We start from the raw sequence: 18212 nt of genomic DNA, 5'->3' as shown, positions 1-18212 counted from the left end.
ATGGCTACTGCCAATAAGCTGGCGCGCTGGGTTAAACGTACGGCGCTGGCACTGACCGCGACGCTGGCAATCAGCCAAAGCGCCGCCGCCGCAACACCGATTACCATGGCGACCAAAAGCTTTACCGAGCAACACATCCTGTCCGCGATGACGGTGTTGTGGTTGCAGAAGAAAGGTTTTCAGGTGATCCCAAAGACCAATATCGCCACCACCATTGGTCGCAACGCGATGATCAATAAACAGATTGATATGACCTGGGAATACACCGGCACTTCGCTGATCATCTTTAATCACATCAATAAACCGATGTCGACGGAAGACGCCTATAAAACGGTCAAACAGCTGGACGCCAAACTGGGTTTGGTGTGGCTCAATCCTGCTCCGATGAACAACACCTATGCGTTCGCCATGCAGCGTGACCGCGCGGATAAAGAAGGCATCACCACCATGTCGCAGCTGGTGGCGAAGCTGGAAGAGGTGCGTAAAAACGATCCTAAACACAACTGGAAACTCGGTTTGGATCTCGAGTTCTCAGGACGCTCCGACGGCCTGAAGCCGCTGCAAAAAGCCTACAACATGCCGCTGGATCGACCGCAGATTCGCCAGATGGATCCGGGCCTGGTGTACAACGCGATTCGTGATGGTTTTGTGGATGCCGGCCTGATCTATACCACCGATGGGCGTGTGAAAGGTTTTGAACTCAAAGTGTTAGAGGACGACAAGCACTTCTTCCCAAGTTACAACGTCACGCCAGTGGTGCGCCAGGATGTGTTGCAAAGTCATCCGGGATTGGATAGCGCCCTTAATCAGCTGTCGGCGCTGATCAATGACGAAGCGATTACCGAGATGAATAAGCGTGTCGATATTGATCATCAGTCACCGCAACAGGTGGCGCGTGATTTCCTTCAATCTAAAAACATGCTGTAAGGAGGCGCTGTGGATACCTTGCATTACATCATGAATAACTGGCACACCCTGATGACGCTCACCTGGCAACATACGTGGCTGGTGCTGGTGGCGGTCGGTTTCGCGATTATTGTCGGCGTACCGCTGGGCATTTTGATTGTGCGCTTTAAGTGGCTGGCAACGCCGGTGCTCGGCATCGCCACCATCGTGTTAACCATTCCCACCATTGCGCTGTTCGGCCTGATGATTCCGCTGTTTTCGATGATCGGTCAAGGCATCGGTGCCCTTCCCGCGATCACCGCCGTGTTCCTTTACTCGCTGCTGCCCATCGTACGTAACACGCACACCGCACTGGAGAATCTTTCGCCAGGTCTGCGTGAAGCCGGGCGCGGAATTGGCATGACCTTCTGGCAACGCCTGCGTTGGGTAGAAATTCCAATGGCGCTGCCGGTGATTTTCGGCGGTATTCGTACTGCGGTAGTGATGAACGTCGGTGTAATGGCGATTGCTGCCGTGATTGGGGCCGGCGGCCTGGGCCTGCAGCTGCTCGACGGTATCAGCGGCAGCGATGTGCGTATGTTGATTGCCGGTGCCTTAATGATTTGTTTGCTCGCGATTGTGCTTGATTGGCTGCTGCACCGTTTGCAGTCGGCGCTGACTCCTAAGGGGATTCGATAATGATAAAACTGGAAAACCTGACGAAAACCTTTACGCAAAAGAACGGCACTACGCTTAATGCCGTTGATAACGTCAGCCTTGAAGTGCCTGCCGGGGAAATGTGTGTGCTGCTCGGTCCATCGGGCTGTGGCAAAACCACTACCCTGAAGATGATTAATCGTCTGATCCCTTCCTCAAGCGGCCGGATTTTGATCAACGGCGAAGACACCAGCGGACAAGATACCGTGACCCTGCGCCGTAATATTGGTTATGTCATCCAGCAGATTGGTCTGTTCCCGAATATGACCATCGAAGAGAATATCACCGTAGTGCCGCGTATGCTGGGCTGGGATAAGAAGCGCTGCCGCGAACGTGCCACGGAATTGATGAGCATGGTGGCGCTCGATCCGACCAAATTCCTGCACCGCTATCCACGCGAAATGTCCGGTGGCCAACAGCAGCGTATCGGCGTGATTCGCGCACTGGCCGCTGATCCGCCGGTATTGCTGATGGATGAACCTTTCGGTGCGGTCGACCCCATCAACCGAGAAGTGATTCAGAACGAGTTTCTCGAGATGCAGCGTCAGCTGAAGAAGACCGTGATGCTGGTGAGTCATGATATCGATGAAGCGTTGAAACTGGGCGACCGCATTGCGGTATTTGGTCAGGGTAAAATCGTGCAGTGCGCCAGCCCGGATGAGCTGTTAGCCAAACCCGCTAACGATTTTGTTGGCTCTTTTGTCGGTCAGGACCGAACGCTGAAACGGTTACTGCTGGTGCAGGCAGGCGATGTAACCGATCAACAGCCCACCATTACCGTACAACGTAATACGCCCCTGCAGGAAGCGTTCGCCACCATGGACGATAACGATATGCGTTCGGTGACGGTAGTAGATGAAGATGGCAAGCCACTGGGATTTGTGAAGCGTCGTGAAGCGCGCGGAGCCACCGGTCGCTGCGAAGAGATGCTGCATACGTTTAAAGTGACGGGTAAAGCCGAAGAAAACCTGCGTGTGGTGCTCTCCAAACTGTATGAACACAACACGGTATGGATGCCGATTGTCGATGAAGAGGGACGCTACAGCGGCGAAATATCACAGGATTACATCGCCGATTATCTGAGTTCAGGGCGTACGCGTCGTCGGTTAAATCCGTAATAAACCAACGTTAATCGAGTAAGTGCCCCGCGCTTTTTACCGCGCGGGGCATGACTCAGCATAGGGTGACGACGAGACGCACCAGAGCAAAATTCATCACTGCATTCACTTTCATCAGGCTGCCGGTTTGGCACTGTCATTGCGCGCAACCGCTTCATTCAATAGATTTACATCCAGATAGCGGCTGAGTTCGCGCTGTTCTGCGCGCGGTAAATAAGGCAATTCCCCTAACAAAGGGGCGTGCAGTTTTTCCCGCAGCACATCAATAATTTCAGCATAATGGGCCAAACCTGGATTAATACGATTAGCAACCCAGCCCACTAATTTCAATCCATCAAGCGCAATGGCATCTGCGGTGAGTAATGCATGACTGATACAGCCTTCTTTAATCCCTACCACCAACAGCACGGGTAATTGCTCCTGCTGTACCCAGTTAGATAACGGTTGGAGATCGTTCATTAAACTGCGCCAACCACCCGTGCCCTCAACCACAACGCAGGCTGCGCGCGCTTGTAAATCATGAAGCCCGCGACTCAACAGTGAATAATCAATACGTTGCGAAGAGCTGGTGCTGATCTCATCCTCAATCAACGTAATAGGATTCACCGCGCTATAAGGCAGAGTGAGAGCGGAAGACTGCTGTAATAAAAGCGCATCTTTATTACGTAGCCCCTCAGGTGTGACCTGCGCGCTTTTGGCGACAGGTTTGTAACCTGCTGCGCATAAATCGGCTTTTGCGAAACACTGTAATAACGCGCGTGATACGACGGTTTTACCCACCGCGGTGTCGGTACCGGTGACAAAAAGTGTTTTCACCACTCTCCTCCTTCATTAAAGCGATGTGTAACGTGCGAAGGAGGCAGTTTAAGGAAATGTGGCGAGAAGCAGATTGCGTTAGCGCAAACTTAAGGTGAGCTTTAATTATCCCTGCAACAGTTTTACCAATAAAGAGCCGCTATAGAGCGCGTCTTTGATCAGCGCCGCGCCGCCAAAGGTACCAGGATCGTTGAAAGCCGTTGGCGTGAGCTGGATTTCACGGCTATACGCGGGCAATGCCTGCTGACGAATGGTACTACTCACCGCCGGAAACAGAACGTCAGAAGCCTGGTTGAGCGGAGAACCGATAAGTATTTGTTGAGGATTAAAGATGTTGACCATCATTGCTAGCATGCGGCCTATATGATGGCCCACTCCGGCAATGACATCGCGCGCCAGACGATCGCCCTGCTGGGCTGCCGAGCACAGGCTTGCGATGGTCAAAGGTGCATCATGCAACAAACTTTCTGGCTGCGACGGCAAACGCTGCGCCGTCAGGTTCAGCAGACTTCCGGTGCTGGCCACCGTTTCGAGGCAACCATTATTCCCGCAATAGCACTGTTGGCCGTAGGGATCGATTTGCGTATGTCCAATTTCCACTAAGGTGCGGCCATTCTTATGCAACAACTGTCCGCCGCTAATGACGCCCGCGCCAACCGTTTCATCAATCACTATCTGAATCACGTTTTGCGCGCCGCCCGATGCGCCAAATAGCGCTTCTGCGAGCGTCCATGCGGAAATATCATGCTGCACAAACACCGGTAGCCCGGTGCGCTGAGCCAGGGTTTCTCCCAGAGGCATCTCCTCCACATCATATCCTGGCATGCGATGCACCACGCCCGAAGCGGCGTTGATTAATCCCGGTAGCGTAATGGCGATAGCGGTTAGCCGCTCCAGCTTACTTTGATGTCGAATGAAGAAATCATTGACGATGTCTTGCAAGGTTTGTAGCAAAGGCTTTTCAGGCGTGGCGAGCAGCGGTAAGCGATCTTCCTGGATTGCTCGCGTGCTGAGATCGCGCAGCGTTAGCGTAATCTGTCCGGGTTGGATGCGAATAGCGAGAAAGTGCCAGGCAAGGGTATCGAGGATCAGACCAATCGCCGGACGCCCGCGACTGCCCGGATCCTGGAACTCCGTTTCCTGCACCAGGTGGGCATCAAGCATTTCACGTACGATTTTGGTAATACTGGCGGGTGCTAACTGGGCACGTTTAGACAGCTCAATACGCGAAATCGGGCCGTAAAGGTCAATCAGTCGGTAAACCACACCTGCGTTGGTCTGTTTTATCTGGTCAATATGGCCAGGTTGACTGTACAGATTCACGCCCCTGCTCCCATTATTTTCGCGCTTCTAAATAAACAGCAGCTATGGTGATGCAGATTGACCGGCAGCGTCAAATATTTGATTAGAAATGTGATTTATCGCACATAAAGAGAGTATGTCGCGACAGCAGCTGGTTCAATTCTCGGCATTTTTGAGCATCAGCGTCATCATATTTGCCATCTGCGCGGTGGGTTCTCGCGTCGCCGACCAGACCAGCCAAACCTCAGAAACTGCATCGCTCTCCTGCAAGGGAATCCATACCACATCCGCCAGACGCGCTCGACGGAAAGACGCCGGTAAGATCGAGACACCAAGACCGGTTGCCACCAGGCCAAGAATAGTCATCGCTTCACCGACTTCCTGGGTAATAAAGGGTTGGATTTGATAACGATGCAGCAGCGCCAGAATTTCTCCGTACAGCGCCGTCCCCCCTTGCGGATCAAAAAACACAAATGGCTCGTTTGCTAATAGCTGGATGGAAATTGATTCCGCATCAGCCAGCGGATGTGCCCAGTGCACCACGGCACAGAGCGGTTCACGCAGTAACACCCGATGTTGCAGGTCGTTGGGTAGCGGCGTATTGCGCATAACGCCGAGATCGAGCCGCGCTTCATGCAGAGGCGCAAGCTGCTGGCGCGTATTGTTCTCCTGCATCTGAATGTGCACCTCCGGCCAGCGCTGCCGGAACTGATAAAGCGCATCGGATACCAGACCGGTGAACGGAGCGGACGACGTAAAACCGATGCGTAACTCACCCTCCTGGCCGCTATGTACTCGCGCCGCACGGCCCGTTGCCTGCTCAACCTGCAGCATAATAGCGCGCGCATCCTGGAGAAAAAGGCGCCCTGCGGGCGTGAGCTGCACGCTACGATTGGTACGCGTAAAAAGTTGAGCGTTAATTTCCTGTTCCAGATGCTGAATCTGCTGACTGAGCGGCGGTTGCGAAATATTCAGGCGCTGTGCTGCACGGCCAAAATGCAACTCTTCCGCCACGGCGATGAAATAGCGTAAATGGCGCAACTCAATATTCATATTTTAAACGTCTTATTTGAGATTATTAATATATTGTACAACCTATTAGCGCTTTCCTACAGTAACGTCATTAATCACCAACCGAGGATGTTCCGTGAGTCGCTCTTCCCAGGCGGGGATACTTGATGAAGACGAGTTGTCCGTAGAGCCTGCACCCGCTGTACCCCCTTCAGAATGGATTGAGCGCGGAACGCCGCAGTTTATGCGCGTGACCCTTGCGCTGTTTTCCGCCGGCCTTGCCACTTTTGCTTTGTTATATTGCGTACAGCCCATCCTCCCAGTGCTATCACAGCAATTTGGCGTGTCGCCCGCAGAGAGCAGCATTTCGCTCTCACTTTCGACCGGGTTAATGGCGTTGGGATTGCTGTTTACCGGCCCGTTATCGGACGCAATTGGACGCAAATCGGTAATGGTAACGGCACTATTGCTCGCGGCCATTTGCACGTTGATATCAGCCACCATGAGCAGTTGGCAGGGGATTTTGCTGATGCGCGCGTTGATAGGTTTATCGCTTAGCGGCGTCGCGGCTGTGGGCATGACGTATCTGAGCGAAGAGATTCATCCGCGGGTTATCGCCTTTTCGATGGGACTGTATATTAGCGGCAACTCGATTGGCGGTATGAGTGGACGATTGCTTACCGGCGTTCTCACTGACTTTTTCTCATGGCGCATTGCTGTTGGCGTAATCGGCTGCTTTGCGCTTGCCGGTGCGCTGATGTTTTGGAAAATTTTGCCAGCATCGCGCCATTTCCGTCCGGCATCGCTGCGACCGCGCAGTTTGTTCATCAACTTCCGCCTGCACTGGCGCGATAAAGGACTGCCGTTGCTGTTTGCGGAAGGCTTTCTGCTGATGGGCGCATTCGTGACGCTGTTTAACTACATCGGTTATCGCCTTCTGAACGCACCGTGGTCGCTAAGCCAGGCGGTGGTGGGTTTGCTTTCAATTGTTTATCTTACCGGCTCCTGGAGCTCGCCGAAGGCCGGGGCCATGACCAGCCGCTTTGGGCGTGGTCCAGTGATGATTAGCGCCACGGCGATCATGCTCGCGGGACTGTTGCTTACCGCCTTTGACTCACTGTGGGCAATTTTACCTGGCATGATGTTGTTCACCGCTGGATTCTTTGCCGCTCACTCGGTTGCAAGCGGCTGGATTGGTCCACGCGCGCGCCGCGCTAAAGGCCAGGCCTCTTCACTTTATCTATTCAGCTACTATGTGGGCTCAAGTGTGGCAGGAACGCTAGGTGGCGTGTTCTGGCATAGCTATGGTTGGATAGGCGTCACCGTCTTCATTACGCTTTTATTATTAATGGCTTTGTTGGTCGGATGGCGCTTACAGTGCCGAAAACTGTAATACTTTTCACCTTTCTCTCGGGGCCTGTGCGCCCCGCTTCTTTTATCACGTTACGCCATCCGCCGTTCTGACAGTTCCAGATAAAACAAAATGGCGATTCATCGCTATAATAATTCCATTCCAACAATAGTTAGACTTTTATTATTTCACAGCAATGAGGACGTTAGATGGAACTCTATTATTACGTCGATAAGCATGCCGGCTATAACGACAATCATGTGGTACATGCAACGGGCTGCCCGTTCCTCCCTTCCGATAATGCACGCCGTTTTCTAGGTACTTTTTATACGCCGAACGCCGCCATCCAACAGGCGCGTAAGTTTTATACCAGCGCGATGGGCTGCGAGCACTGTTGTCCGGTCGGTGTAAAAAAAAACCTGACAACCCAGAATAGTGTGGCACTAAAACATATGGTGAGACTCTGATAATACTGGTCTGACAATGGCTTAAGCGATTAAACCATTTTGTTAAGCGAAACTAAGGGATTTCATAATAATTATAAATTTCAGCTTAATATTGACTGGACCTTTGTGTAAGGAATGCGCCCAAGGTCCAGATCGCCCCGAATCCGTCTTAGCATTTTACTTCACTCCTTCGTGCTGTTTATTTATCGAGCAGAAAACAATAATAACCTCAGGCTATTAGCCACGCCTGAGGTGATAAAAAATATTCAGCGATAAAAGCCCGACAAACGGTTTCCCTCGGCGCATTAATGCTCCACAATAGCCGCAATTTTGTGACAAAGGTCACCTTTATGGGGTGCAATTTGGCCCTTACATTCGCCGCCTGACTGATTTGAACTCCATGCAATCTACAACCGTCTCCCGTAAGACAGCCTGGCTGCGCGTCGTGCTGCTGGCTATCGCTGCTTTTGTCTTTAACACCACGGAATTCGTTCCGGTTGGTCTGCTGTCGGATATCGCCGCCAGTTATGCCATGAAGACCGCCGACGTTGGCATCATGCTCACCATCTATGCATGGGTGGTGGCACTATTGTCGCTGCCGTTGATGTTGCTGACGCGTAACATTGAACGCCGCTTACTCCTGTCGGTGCTATTTATTCTGTTTATTGCCAGCCACGTGCTCTCTTCTGTGGCGTGGGATTTCACTTCTCTGGTTATCTCCCGTATTGGCATTGCGCTGGCGCATGCGGTGTTCTGGTCAATTACCGCTTCGCTGGCAATTCGTGTGGCGCCTGCCGGTAAGAAAACACAGGCATTAAGTATGCTGGCTACCGGGACGGCGCTGGCCATGGTATTGGGTGTGCCCATTGGCCGCATCGTGGGTCAATACCTCGGCTGGCGTACAACTTTCGGTATGATTGGATTGTCGGCTTTGGTATTGCTCATCCTGCTGATGCGCGTACTTCCTCGCCTGCCTAGTGAACACACCGGTTCGCTGAGCAGCGTACCGATGTTATTCCGTCGTCCTGCTTTGGTCGCCATGTACATTCTGGTAACGGTGGTGGTGACGGCGCATTACACCGCTTACAGCTATATCGAACCGTTTATGCAGGTAGTGGCCAATGCCGATGAAAACTTCACCACCCTGCTTTTGCTGCTGTTTGGATCGGCTGGCATTATCGGCAGCGTGTTGTTCAGCACGCTAGGTAATAAATTCCCCTCAGCGATGTTGATCGCGGCCATTGCTATCATCACGTTGAGCATGGGTCTATTGGTCTTTGCCGCCGCGCGTCCCGCCGCAATCACCGTGCTATGCATCGCCTGGGGCATGGCAATGATGATGATCGGATTGGCTATGCAGGTGCGCGTGTTGGCACTGGCACCGGATGCAACTGATGTCGCAATGTCGCTGTTCTCAGGGATTTACAATATTGGCATTGGCGCAGGCGCGCTGCTGGGCAACCAGGTTAGCCTGCATATGAAAATGTCAGATGTGGGTAACGTTGGTGGCATTATTGGGCTTGCCGCCCTGTTCTGGTGTATCGCTATCTTCCGTCGCTATCCTCAGTTACGTTCCAACGGATAATAAAAAAGGCTTCAGCAGACATACGCTGCTGAAGCCTTTTATTCATTTCTCACAGCATGCTTCGGGGCACGCTGCACAATTCTCTTAGTTATAAATGACTGCTGTGCCATTTAGCTTGTTGTTGCCAGAGGTCGAAGTTATGCGGAAAGACTTTGCTCCCGCAGCATTGGCCTTCTCCGATAGTTGGTTCTCCAGCGAGGTCAGGTTAGTGCTACCTGAAGCGCTAATCACGCCAACCTGTTGTTGATTCATTGGCGCTTCGTTCACCAGATCGGCAGCTATGCTACCAAACGCGATGGAGGACAGTGCCACAGCGGCCAGGGTCAGTTTAATGCTTTTCATAATTTTCTCTCTTATACACAGATGAATTGGGGTCGGATGCGATTAACTTAACAACCGTTAATTAAATGCTAACGCCGAATGGGCATGCTCGTCAATCATTTTATTAACGGTCATTATTTTAATCGGGAGTGGCGTGATTATGGGCTTTCAGCGCTTTTTTGACTTATCCATTCGGGTGCTTTTAGCCAGCGAAAGCACAAACGGGCAAAGCCTGAACCAGGTAAGATGAAGTCGACTTGCATATTTATTTAATGATCGGTAATTTAATTGGGTGTTTTTATGCAATGAGGTGCCCAATGACAGACATTACCGCAGCGGTAAACCGTAAAACTCGCGGTCGACCAAAAGTCTTTGATCGTAACGATGCGCTAGATAAAGCATTGATGCTGTTCTGGGCCCATGGTTATGAAGGCACTTCGCTGTCAGATTTGGTTAACGCAACCGGCGCTAAAGCACCTACGCTCTATGCTGAGTTTGAAAACAAAGAGGGTTTATTTCGTGCGGCAATGCAGCGCTACATCGAAACATTCAGTGCACAGCGTAATGCGGTATTGAATGATGATGCTCTGGATGTGAAAACCGCAATTGAAGCCTATTTTCGCGCCACCGCGGCTTGCTTTACCGAGTGCGATAAACCCGCAGGCTGCTTTTTTATCTGTACGTCCAGCGCGTTATCGTCTGGCTCAGAAGAGGTGGCACAGATGCTTGCGCAGCAGCATCATGCGCAAGAGTCTGCGTTAAAAGCGTTTCTCGATAAGCGGCAGCAACGTAATGAACTGCCACAGTGCGCTAACAGCAGCACATTAGCCAGTTATCTCGCCTGCTTGCTGCAGGGAATGTCGGTGCGGGCTCGCGAAGGTGCCAATCGCGCCGATCTTGACCAGATCGTCGATACGCAGATGGCAATTTGGCCTGCGTTGGCAGGTTATTGTGAGCTGAGCTAGATAAAAATGCAGGCCAACATGAATGCTGGCCTGCTTAACTTCTTTTACCGCGCGATTCTACGGCAAGAAAAACATCGGTTTGAGAGCCGCACTCAGCGGGCTGTTATCAGGATTTGCTGGCATTAACTCTTTCATCGATGCCCACCAGCGCTGACACACATCCGTTTTTGCCACAGCATCCCAACGCGCTTCAGACTCAACCTCCACACTTGCAAAGAGTAGATTGCGCTCTTCGTCTAACCAAATAGCATAATTGTGTGCACCATGGGCTTTCAGCGTTTCGGCCAGCTCTGGCCATATAGGCGAATGGCGACGCAAATACTCATCGTGGCAGTGTGCATGAACCTGCATCACAAACGCCTTACGCAACATCACTGCGCTCCGCCTGTAAAGCTGCTTGCCATGGCTTGACGTTGAAACGCTCACCCAATGCAATCAACTGCTCGGTGGTGATACTTTGACGAATGCCGCCCATCGACAGCGCTTTTACCACCACTTCTGATGATTTTTCGGCAGTATCAATTAAGCCAAACGTCTCATCAAGATTGGGGCCGGCACCAAAAATGCCGTGGAACGGCCACATCACAATGCTGTGGTTTGCCATCGCATCCGCTGTCGCTTGCCCAATGCCATCGGTGCCAGGCACCATCCACGGCAGAATGCCAACGCCATCGGGGAACACTACCAGACATTCAGTGCTGCCTTCCCATAGCAAGCGCGTAAAGCGCGCTGAGTCCAGATCCACCACATAGCTCAGCGCCATGAAGTTGGTGGCGTGACAATGCATGATGACGCGGTCGACGCCGTTGGAGATCTGCTTGCGCACGCTGTGCGACTGAAAGTGCGCAGCTAATTCTGACGTTGGCAAGCCACCATGACTCAATCCCCAATGGATTTTGTATGACAACCCTTTGTCATCCACCTGCAACAGCGCGAGGCAATCGGCCGGATCGATCTGGACATTGCGGAAAAATTTGCCCGAACCGGTTACCAGAAACCAGTCATTGGCCAGGGCCGGTGCGGGTTGCGTCAACTCAATGCAGCGCGGCTCCGTATAAAAATCACTGGCGTAAGCTTTAACTTCCTCAGGTAACAAGCGCAGGGTAACGTTACCGCCGTTACGCTCATCCCAGCCCTTCAACCACATGTCGCTGGTCGCTTTAACCATTCCCTGAACAAAAGCGGAAGAGAGAATATTTTGCATGATGTGTCCCTTAACGTTGACGCAGTGTTTGTTGTTCATAATGACGGACTTCGCTCAGCCAGCTGGCGTCAGCCGGAACATCGTGGCGCAGGCACCATGCTTCCCATACCGCTTGCCACGGCAAGGATTTCTGTTCTTCCAGCATGGCCAGACGGCCGGTGTAATCCCCTTCTAATTCCAGCTTACGTAACTGATCGGTTGGCTCAAGCAGCGCACGTAACAGCGCTTTTTTGGCATTGCGCGTCCCAATCACCCATGCCGCGATGCGGTTGATCGAAGCATCGAAGAAGTCGAGGCCGATATGCACTTTGTCGAACAGCTTGTGGCGGGCAATTTCAGTGGCGATGGCTTGCGTTTCATCGTCGAGAATGACCACGTGATCGCTGTCCCAACGCACTGGGCGGCTCACATGCAGCAGCAGACGCGGCACGTAAAGCATGGCGGTGGATATTTTGTCCGAAATCACTTCGGTAGGATGGAAGTGCCCGGCATCGAGCGTTAATGCGGTTTGGCGGCTGCTGGCATACCCGAGGCAGAACTCATTGGAGCCCACGGTGTAGCTCTCTGCCCCAATGCCAAATAGTTTGCTCTCTACGGCATCGATATGATGCGCTGGGTTGAGTTTTTCACTGATAACTTCATCAAGAGCGCTGGCCAGTCGTTGCCGTGGCGCTAATCGATCGACGGTGAGATCTTTCATTCCGTCCGGCACCCAAATATTCATGACCGAAGGTGTACCTAACTGCTCGCCAAAGTGGGCAGAAATGCGGCGGCTGGCTTTGCAGTGATCGATCCAGAACTGGCGAATACCGTTATCTGCGTGCGACAGCGTGAAACCATCCGCGCTCAGCGGATGCGAGAAGCAGCTTGGATTGAAGTCGAGACCTAACTTATGCGTTTTAGCCCATTCCACCCAGTTGCTGAAATGTTGTGGCTCAATTGCATCACGATCAACCGGCTTATCGCTCTCCAGATAAATCGCGTGCAGGTTGAGGCGTTTGGCGCCGGGAATAAGCGACATCGCTTTTTCTACATCAGCGCGCAGCTCGTCAGCATTGCGGGCGCGGCCGGGATAGTTGCCCGTCGCCTGAATGCCGCCGGTTAACTCGCCGTTCGGATTTTCAAAACCGCGTACATCATCGCCCTGCCAGCAGTGCATTGAGACAGGAATGCCATCCAGTTGCGCCATCACCTGTTCCACATCTATGCCCATCGCGGCATAGCGTTGTTTAGCCAGTTCATAGGCTTGTTCAATCAGCTTAGTCATATGCAAGTTCCTTAGCAGGTTGGCTCAGCGCCGCAAAGCGTGCCTGATGGGCAGCAAAGGCACTGTTTTTTAGCGGTTCAAATGTTTTCAACGGGAAGTTTTGGCTGATGCAGCGGCGTAAATCGTTAACGTCACGCAATTCCCCCAGCGCAATTAACTGGCAACCGACGTTGCCGAGCGTTGAGGCTTCAATAGGGCCGGCCAATACGGGTAACTGACAAGCATCGGCACACAGTTGGTTCAGGAGCGGGTTTTGGCTGCCACCGCCCACCACATGCAGCTGCCGCAGCGGCGTGGCGCGGAGCTGGTCGAGTTCTCCGATTGACTGGCGATATAACAGTGCCAGGCTGTCAAAAATGGTGCGCGCTAGCGCGGCAGGCGTTTGCGGCACCGGCATATTCTGCTCGGCGCAGGCGTTTTGGATCTCCTGGACCATGCTGATAGGGTTGATAAAGCGGCTGTGGTTGGGATTGATCAGGGCGTGGCACAGCGGTTCTTGTGCAGCATCGTCGATCAGTGAGCAGAGATCGGTAATGTGCAGTTCCGTGCACACTCGTTGCAGCAGCCACAGGCCCATGATGTTTTTCAACACACGATAGCCTTCTGCTCCGCCTTCGTTAGTCACGTTGGCGTTAAGCGCAGCGCTGCTGACACAAGGCTGCAAACTCTCAATGCCTATCAGTGACCAGGTGCCTGAACTGAGGTAGGCAGCATCATCCTGCATCAATGGTGTCGCCAGAACCGCACTGGCGGTGTCGTGAGTGGCGACAGCAATCACGGGAATATGGTTGCCACTGGCGCTGGTCCAGTATCCCACGGTATTTCCCGGTGCCGTCGGTTTACCAAACCACTCGGCAGGGACACCCGCCCATGCCAGTAAATCGTGGTCCCACTCACCGCTCTGGATATTGAGCAATTGTGTCGTTGTGGCGTTGGTATATTCCCAGTTCATCTGGCCGGTAAGGCGATAATGCAGGTAGTCCGGAATCATTAAGGCATGGCGCACTCGTGCCTGCCAATCGGGCTGCTGTTGATGCAGCGCACGCAGTTGATAGAGCGTATTGATGGGGAGAAACTGAATGCCCGTACGTTGATAGATGGCTTCTTTGCCAAGGTCGTTAATGGCCTGCGCCATTTGCCCTTCCGTGCGCTTGTCACGATAGCTAACCGCCTCACCGACACGCTCGCCGTTGGCATCCAGCAGCACCAGATCGACGCCCCAGGTATCAATGCCGATGCTGTCTGGCACGATGCCTTCGTCGTCTAGCTGGGCGAGTCCGAGACGTATCTCCTGCTCCAGTCGGTCCAGATCCCAACAATCATAGTCGGCACGGCGTACGCGCTGATTGGTAAAGCGGCGGACTTCGCGCAGGCTAATGTGCTGCTTCGCTGAACTCCATTGTGCGAGCATCACGCGCCCGCTGGATGCGCCTAAATCAATGGCAACAATGTTACGCATACTCATGGCGTGTTCTTCCTGTAATGAGATGACTACAGATTAGAAACCTCTGCTTTTGGCCACCTTCCCCTTACTGCCAGGCCGTAATATCTGCTGGCAGACGGACAAAGAAGTTCGTGAGAAAGCTCACATAACCCGATAAGTAGAGAGTTGTGAGCCTTGCCGCATTTCCGTCATTCGCCGATGAGATCTTGAAAAATTAGCCATTTTCCTGCGTCACACAGTTCAAAATTCAAGGTAAGCTGCGGGGCGCCTGCGTAGACTCGGCTGCAGTTGAGTCAAATGAGAGGCGAACCATGACTGTTCTACATAGCGCAGATTTCTTCCCAGCCGGGGATTACGCCATCGCCATTGAGCCGCGCGTGCCACAGCAGGCGTTTCCTGAACATCATCATGATTTCCATGAAATTGTGCTGGTGGAGCAAGGTTCAGGTATTCATGTGTTTAACGGTCAGCCGCAGGCGTTATCTGCCGGATGCGTATGCTTTATTCGCGATCACGATCGCCACCTCTATGAGCAAACCGAAAATTTGTGCCTGACCAATGTGCTTTACCGTAGCCCGGCCTCTTTTCGATTTCTTTCCGGTTTGCAGGCGTTGCTGCCTCGTGAGGAAGAGGATAACTACGCTTCGCATTGGCGCATTAATCACAAAGTCATGGCGCAAGCGTTGCACATTGTGACGCAGATGAAGCAACAGGATGGCTGGTCGCTGGAACGCCACGCACACCAGGAACAGCTCTTTCTGCAACTGCTGGTGCTGCTGCGCGAAGCGGCTCACAACGATCACTCTCAGGACCAGGAAGCACGCTTGCACCGGTTGCTTGACTGGCTCAATGAACACTACAGTGAAGATATTGTGTGGGATGCGTTGGCCGATCGTTTTTCGTTGTCGCTGCGTACCCTGCACCGTCAGATGAAGCAGCAAACCGGCAATACGCCGCAGCGTTACCTTAATCGGCTACGCCTGTTACAGGCGCGGCATTTACTGCGTCATAGCGATATGCGCATTACCGACATCGCCTATCAGTGTGGGTTTGGTGACAGTAACCACTTCTCCACGCTGTTCCGGCGAGAATTTGGCTGCGCGCCCCGAGCGGAGCGCCAGCAGATGCTATAACCGGAGTGTTTTCTCATGCCGTTGCTCTTAACGCGCGAAGACTATTTCCCGGCCACCAATCTGCCGATTGCCGTGGCCGAGCGCATGCCGCAGCCCTCCTTTCCGCCACATCGCCATGAGTTCAGTGAAATTGTCATTGTCTGGCGCGGCAACGGCCTGCATGTATTAAACGATCGTCCATGGTTAGTGACCTGCGGCGATGTGTTTTACATCCATGACAATGATTGCCACAGCTATGACAGCGTCAACGATCTGGCGCTCGACAATATACTTTACTGTCGCGATCGCTTTCGCCTTGGCCTCGACTGGAGTCAGCTGCTGCCTCCACAGGAAGAGAATTCTCCCGGTTGCTGGCGCTTAACCACGCGCGGTATGGCATTGGCTCGCGGCGTAATTAGTCAGCTAGAACGCGAAAGCCGTAAAAGTGATTCACTTTCGATACAGCTCTCTGAAGCCCTGTTTTTACAGCTGGCGCTCATTTTGCGGCGGCACGGTTATGCAGCCGATCGCCCCTGGGCACTGCCGGAAGGCGAACAGCTTGATCTCCTGATGTCGGCGCTGCAAGGTGCCATCAGTCGCCCCTTCGATTTATCCCTTTTTTGTCAACAGAATCAGTTAAGTGAACGCGCATTAAAACAGCTTTTTCGTCAGCAAACGGGGATGACCGTTGGGCACTATTTACGACAGCTCCAGCTTTGTCAGGCGAAATATCTGTTACGGACGCAAGAGGGATTAATCAGTGAAGTGGCGGCGCGGTGTGGCTTTGATGACAGCAACTACTTTTCGGTGGTGTTTACGCGTGAAACGGGATTAACGCCGAGTGCCTGGCGGCAGCGCTTCCTGCCGCAGCGAGAACTCTTATCAGAAAAGGCCAAAGCCTGACACGCCATTTGGCGCATCAGGCTATTCATCAGGCCGCCATGCCTAAACCCACAATGTTGGCGGCAATGATAATCACCACACAACCCAGAGAAAGGACGCGTACTGGACGTTGCCCCACCGATTTCCACTCTTTCAGCACCAATCCGACCAAGCCGCCGCACAGCACGTAAAGACTCATATGCAGCATCCAGCTGACGAAGTCATACTGCGCTGGGATTTTGGCGTGGCCCCATGCGTAGAAAAAGAATTGCAGATACCACATGGTGCCGCCCAGCACGGCAAAGGCAATATTCGCAAGCAGCATGGGCTTAGCGACCGAGAAATCACGACGCACAGACAAATCGCTTTTTACCGCCAGGCGGATGAAGCAGTAAGCCAGATTCACCAACGCACCACCGCCCATGATTACCACGTAGCTCGGCAATGCCACATAGAGGGGATTGATACCTAAATTGGCAGCGGCTTCATGCATCGGCTTCGCGGCATCCATCGCAAACGACATGCCCGCAGAGAAGATGCCGCACATGACCGCCAGCACCAGTCCTTTTTTCAGATTGAACTCTTCGGCATTGATACCCAGCGCGCGCTCCTTCAACAGACCAGCACGTGACACGATTCCTACACCGATCAGCGCAACAAACACGCCGAGCAGTGTCATTCGTCCACCTGCCGAGCTGAACAACTCGACAAAACGCCCTTGCAGCAGCGGTGTCATCAGGGTTCCTACCACTAAGGTGATACCGATGGCGATACCGATGCCCATCGACATCCCCAGATAGCGCATGGTCAAACCGTAATTGATATTGCCTATGCCCCACATGGCACCAAACAGAAAGACCGGCATCAGCTGTGAAAAACTGAAACTGCTATAGTAACTCCAGAAGTGAGGAAGCAAGACGGCGCTGACCGCCCAAGGCAGAATCAGCCATGACATAATACCCCCGACCGACCACATCGTTTCCCAAGACCACTTTTTCACCTGCTTAAATGGAGCATAAAAACAGGCGGCACTGGCGGCACCCACCAGATGCCAGAAAATACCTGCAATGATGGCACTGTTCATTGTTATTCCTTCGTAAGGTTGAGGCCAACAGGAAACCGGCGGTCTCCCGATTACCGGCAGTCTACGGTGAGCCGCTTTCGCTCAGCCTTTGAATGGCTGCCGGAAAGCGCAGGTGACTGGCAAAATTCGGGGGGTCATCAACATAAGGATCACAAAATCGCATTTGCAGGCATGACAGCATAGGATTTTGATAAGTAGCTTATTATTCAGCATATTTTTATTTTTTGTTGTGTCGATCAGCACAGTATTTACTTCACTGCCAAAGCGTCCTTTAACATGGCAGTCACACAAAGCCGTGCGCCAGGCTTTCCCCGCTGACAAATAATCCGTATAACGTTGGGAAAATCATCAGGACGAAGGATTGAGATGAATACCAAAAGATTGAGGCTGCTGCTGTCGCAATCGGTGAGTCGCGTGATGCTCGATGACATCCGCGCTGTCGTGCCAGCGCAGGCGCTCAACGTCTTTATTAATGGACTGGATGAGGCACATTACGCCACGATTGATTGCCTGCAGAGCGAAGAGAACTGCGCCCTGCTGGCGTCGGTGATTGTGGTGTGGCGCCAGCTGGGACACGTCCACAGTATTCATTATCAAAAAGGTGAACATCTGCGTCAGGTTGATGACGCAACGCAATTCCAGCTGTTCAGTATGATGAAAACCCATCGCGCGATCGTTCAACTCGCATAACTCACGGGATTA

Annotated in this window: 19 protein-coding genes; 10 read left to right on the top strand and 9 right to left on the bottom strand. The window is 52.7% G+C overall.

Annotation, left to right across the window (positions count from 1 at the left end):
- Genes ACIP6T_RS05320 through osmV form a run of 3 tightly spaced genes read left to right on the top strand, consistent with a single transcriptional unit; the run spans position 1 to position 2720 of the window.
- Positions 1-927 carry a glycine betaine ABC transporter substrate-binding protein gene (locus ACIP6T_RS05320; RefSeq protein WP_097097366.1) on the top strand — a complete coding sequence of 309 codons (927 nt, stop codon included), beginning with the start codon at positions 1-3 and terminating at the stop codon, positions 925-927.
- A gap of 9 nt (positions 928-936) precedes the next feature.
- Positions 937-1584, top strand: coding sequence for an osmoprotectant ABC transporter permease OsmW (gene osmW / locus ACIP6T_RS05315; RefSeq protein ID WP_064738719.1), 648 nt, complete (start codon positions 937-939; stop codon positions 1582-1584).
- Positions 1584-2720, top strand: coding sequence for an osmoprotectant ABC transporter ATP-binding protein OsmV (osmV, locus tag ACIP6T_RS05310; protein ID WP_097097367.1), 1137 nt, complete (start codon positions 1584-1586; stop codon positions 2718-2720). Before osmW ends, osmV begins: the two co-directional genes overlap by 1 nt.
- Positions 2721-2834: 114 nt before the next feature.
- On the opposite strand, the gene bioD is transcribed toward osmV, so the two are convergent.
- The 3 genes from bioD to ACIP6T_RS05295 form a co-directional block, all read right to left on the bottom strand.
- Positions 2835-3539: a dethiobiotin synthase gene (gene bioD, locus ACIP6T_RS05305; RefSeq protein ID WP_097097368.1), complete on the bottom strand. Its 705-nt coding sequence runs from the start codon at positions 3537-3539 to the stop codon at positions 2835-2837.
- Between the two features lie 102 nt (positions 3540-3641).
- Positions 3642-4859 carry an ROK family protein gene (locus ACIP6T_RS05300; protein WP_097097369.1) on the bottom strand — a complete coding sequence of 406 codons (1218 nt, stop codon included), beginning with the start codon at positions 4857-4859 and terminating at the stop codon, positions 3642-3644.
- Positions 4860-4994: 135 nt separating this feature from the next.
- Positions 4995-5891: a LysR family transcriptional regulator gene (locus tag ACIP6T_RS05295; RefSeq protein WP_400455768.1), complete on the bottom strand. Its 897-nt coding sequence runs from the start codon at positions 5889-5891 to the stop codon at positions 4995-4997.
- A gap of 94 nt (positions 5892-5985) precedes the next feature.
- On the opposite strand from ACIP6T_RS05295, the gene ACIP6T_RS05290 reads away from it, so the two are divergent.
- From ACIP6T_RS05290 to ACIP6T_RS05280, 3 genes are all read left to right on the top strand, one after another.
- Complete coding sequence (locus tag ACIP6T_RS05290; protein ID WP_400455766.1) at positions 5986-7242, top strand: MFS transporter; 1257 nt, start codon at positions 5986-5988, stop codon at positions 7240-7242.
- Positions 7243-7409: 167 nt separating this feature from the next.
- The gene (locus ACIP6T_RS05285) at positions 7410-7667 is read left to right on the top strand and encodes a hypothetical protein (protein ID WP_097097372.1); all 258 of its coding nucleotides are present in this window, start codon (positions 7410-7412) and stop codon (positions 7665-7667) included.
- Positions 7668-8046: 379 nt separating this feature from the next.
- Complete coding sequence (locus ACIP6T_RS05280; protein ID WP_097097373.1) at positions 8047-9231, top strand: sugar transporter; 1185 nt, start codon at positions 8047-8049, stop codon at positions 9229-9231.
- An 84-nt stretch (positions 9232-9315) separates the two neighbouring features.
- On the opposite strand, the gene ACIP6T_RS05275 is transcribed toward ACIP6T_RS05280, so the two are convergent.
- On the bottom strand, positions 9316-9573 hold the full coding sequence (locus ACIP6T_RS05275) for a YdgH/BhsA/McbA-like domain containing protein (RefSeq protein WP_400455763.1): 258 nt from the start codon (positions 9571-9573) through the stop codon (positions 9316-9318).
- A 296-nt stretch (positions 9574-9869) separates the two neighbouring features.
- On the opposite strand from ACIP6T_RS05275, the gene ACIP6T_RS05270 reads away from it, so the two are divergent.
- Entirely contained in the window at positions 9870-10517 is a 648-nt protein-coding gene (locus tag ACIP6T_RS05270; RefSeq protein ID WP_345829785.1) for a TetR/AcrR family transcriptional regulator, read from the top strand.
- Between the two features lie 57 nt (positions 10518-10574).
- Here the strand turns inward: ACIP6T_RS05270 and rhaM are convergent, their stop codons facing one another.
- The 4 genes from rhaM to rhaB are packed head-to-tail and all read right to left on the bottom strand — an operon-like array spanning position 10575 to position 14453.
- Positions 10575-10889, bottom strand: a complete 315-nt coding sequence (rhaM, locus tag ACIP6T_RS05265; RefSeq protein WP_097097376.1) for an L-rhamnose mutarotase — start codon at positions 10887-10889, stop codon at positions 10575-10577.
- Complete coding sequence (gene rhaD / locus ACIP6T_RS05260) at positions 10879-11721, bottom strand: rhamnulose-1-phosphate aldolase (RefSeq protein ID WP_097097377.1); 843 nt, start codon at positions 11719-11721, stop codon at positions 10879-10881. The genes rhaM and rhaD overlap by 11 nt, the downstream gene beginning before the upstream one ends.
- A gap of 10 nt (positions 11722-11731) precedes the next feature.
- The gene (locus ACIP6T_RS05255) at positions 11732-12988 is read right to left on the bottom strand and encodes an L-rhamnose isomerase (protein WP_400455760.1); all 1257 of its coding nucleotides are present in this window, start codon (positions 12986-12988) and stop codon (positions 11732-11734) included.
- Positions 12981-14453 carry a rhamnulokinase gene (gene rhaB, locus ACIP6T_RS05250; RefSeq protein ID WP_400455758.1) on the bottom strand — a complete coding sequence of 491 codons (1473 nt, stop codon included), beginning with the start codon at positions 14451-14453 and terminating at the stop codon, positions 12981-12983. The genes ACIP6T_RS05255 and rhaB overlap by 8 nt, the downstream gene beginning before the upstream one ends.
- A 290-nt stretch (positions 14454-14743) precedes the next feature.
- Here rhaB and rhaS point away from each other — a divergent pair, with 290 nt between their 5' ends.
- Together rhaS and rhaR are read left to right on the top strand one after the other, a co-directional pair.
- The gene (gene rhaS, locus ACIP6T_RS05245) at positions 14744-15565 is read left to right on the top strand and encodes an HTH-type transcriptional activator RhaS (RefSeq protein WP_400455756.1); all 822 of its coding nucleotides are present in this window, start codon (positions 14744-14746) and stop codon (positions 15563-15565) included.
- A 15-nt stretch (positions 15566-15580) separates the two neighbouring features.
- On the top strand, positions 15581-16447 hold the full coding sequence (gene rhaR / locus ACIP6T_RS05240; RefSeq protein ID WP_345829789.1) for an HTH-type transcriptional activator RhaR: 867 nt from the start codon (positions 15581-15583) through the stop codon (positions 16445-16447).
- A gap of 28 nt (positions 16448-16475) precedes the next feature.
- Here the strand turns inward: rhaR and rhaT are convergent, their stop codons facing one another.
- Entirely contained in the window at positions 16476-17510 is a 1035-nt protein-coding gene (gene rhaT / locus ACIP6T_RS05235) for an L-rhamnose/proton symporter RhaT (protein ID WP_400455754.1), read from the bottom strand.
- A gap of 366 nt (positions 17511-17876) precedes the next feature.
- Between rhaT and ACIP6T_RS05230 the strand changes: the two genes are divergently transcribed.
- Entirely contained in the window at positions 17877-18200 is a 324-nt protein-coding gene (locus ACIP6T_RS05230; protein ID WP_097097383.1) for a hypothetical protein, read from the top strand.
- Positions 18201-18212 lie beyond the last annotated feature (12 nt).

The organism is Pantoea sp. NPDC088449 (assembly GCF_044753225.1).
Lineage (GTDB): Bacteria > Pseudomonadota > Gammaproteobacteria > Enterobacterales > Enterobacteriaceae > Pantoea > Pantoea floridensis.
This window is presented reverse-complemented; position numbering and strand designations above follow the sequence as displayed.

Coding starts and splice junctions, on each gene's coding strand:
- ACIP6T_RS05320 (WP_097097366.1), top strand. CDS start 1: ATGGCTACTGCCAATAAGCTGGCGCGCTGGGTTAAACGTACGGCGCTG.
- osmV (WP_097097367.1), top strand. CDS start 1,584: ATGATAAAACTGGAAAACCTGACGAAAACCTTTACGCAAAAGAACGGC.
- ACIP6T_RS05295 (WP_400455768.1), bottom strand. CDS start 5,891: ATGAATATTGAGTTGCGCCATTTACGCTATTTCATCGCCGTGGCGGAA.
- ACIP6T_RS05285 (WP_097097372.1), top strand. CDS start 7,410: ATGGAACTCTATTATTACGTCGATAAGCATGCCGGCTATAACGACAAT.
- ACIP6T_RS05280 (WP_097097373.1), top strand. CDS start 8,047: ATGCAATCTACAACCGTCTCCCGTAAGACAGCCTGGCTGCGCGTCGTG.
- ACIP6T_RS05275 (WP_400455763.1), bottom strand. CDS start 9,573: ATGAAAAGCATTAAACTGACCCTGGCCGCTGTGGCACTGTCCTCCATC.
- ACIP6T_RS05270 (WP_345829785.1), top strand. CDS start 9,870: ATGACAGACATTACCGCAGCGGTAAACCGTAAAACTCGCGGTCGACCA.
- rhaM (WP_097097376.1), bottom strand. CDS start 10,889: ATGTTGCGTAAGGCGTTTGTGATGCAGGTTCATGCACACTGCCACGAT.
- rhaD (WP_097097377.1), bottom strand. CDS start 11,721: ATGCAAAATATTCTCTCTTCCGCTTTTGTTCAGGGAATGGTTAAAGCG.
- ACIP6T_RS05255 (WP_400455760.1), bottom strand. CDS start 12,988: ATGACTAAGCTGATTGAACAAGCCTATGAACTGGCTAAACAACGCTAT.
- rhaB (WP_400455758.1), bottom strand. CDS start 14,453: ATGAGTATGCGTAACATTGTTGCCATTGATTTAGGCGCATCCAGCGGG.
- rhaS (WP_400455756.1), top strand. CDS start 14,744: ATGACTGTTCTACATAGCGCAGATTTCTTCCCAGCCGGGGATTACGCC.
- rhaR (WP_345829789.1), top strand. CDS start 15,581: ATGCCGTTGCTCTTAACGCGCGAAGACTATTTCCCGGCCACCAATCTG.
- rhaT (WP_400455754.1), bottom strand. CDS start 17,510: ATGAACAGTGCCATCATTGCAGGTATTTTCTGGCATCTGGTGGGTGCC.
- ACIP6T_RS05230 (WP_097097383.1), top strand. CDS start 17,877: ATGAATACCAAAAGATTGAGGCTGCTGCTGTCGCAATCGGTGAGTCGC.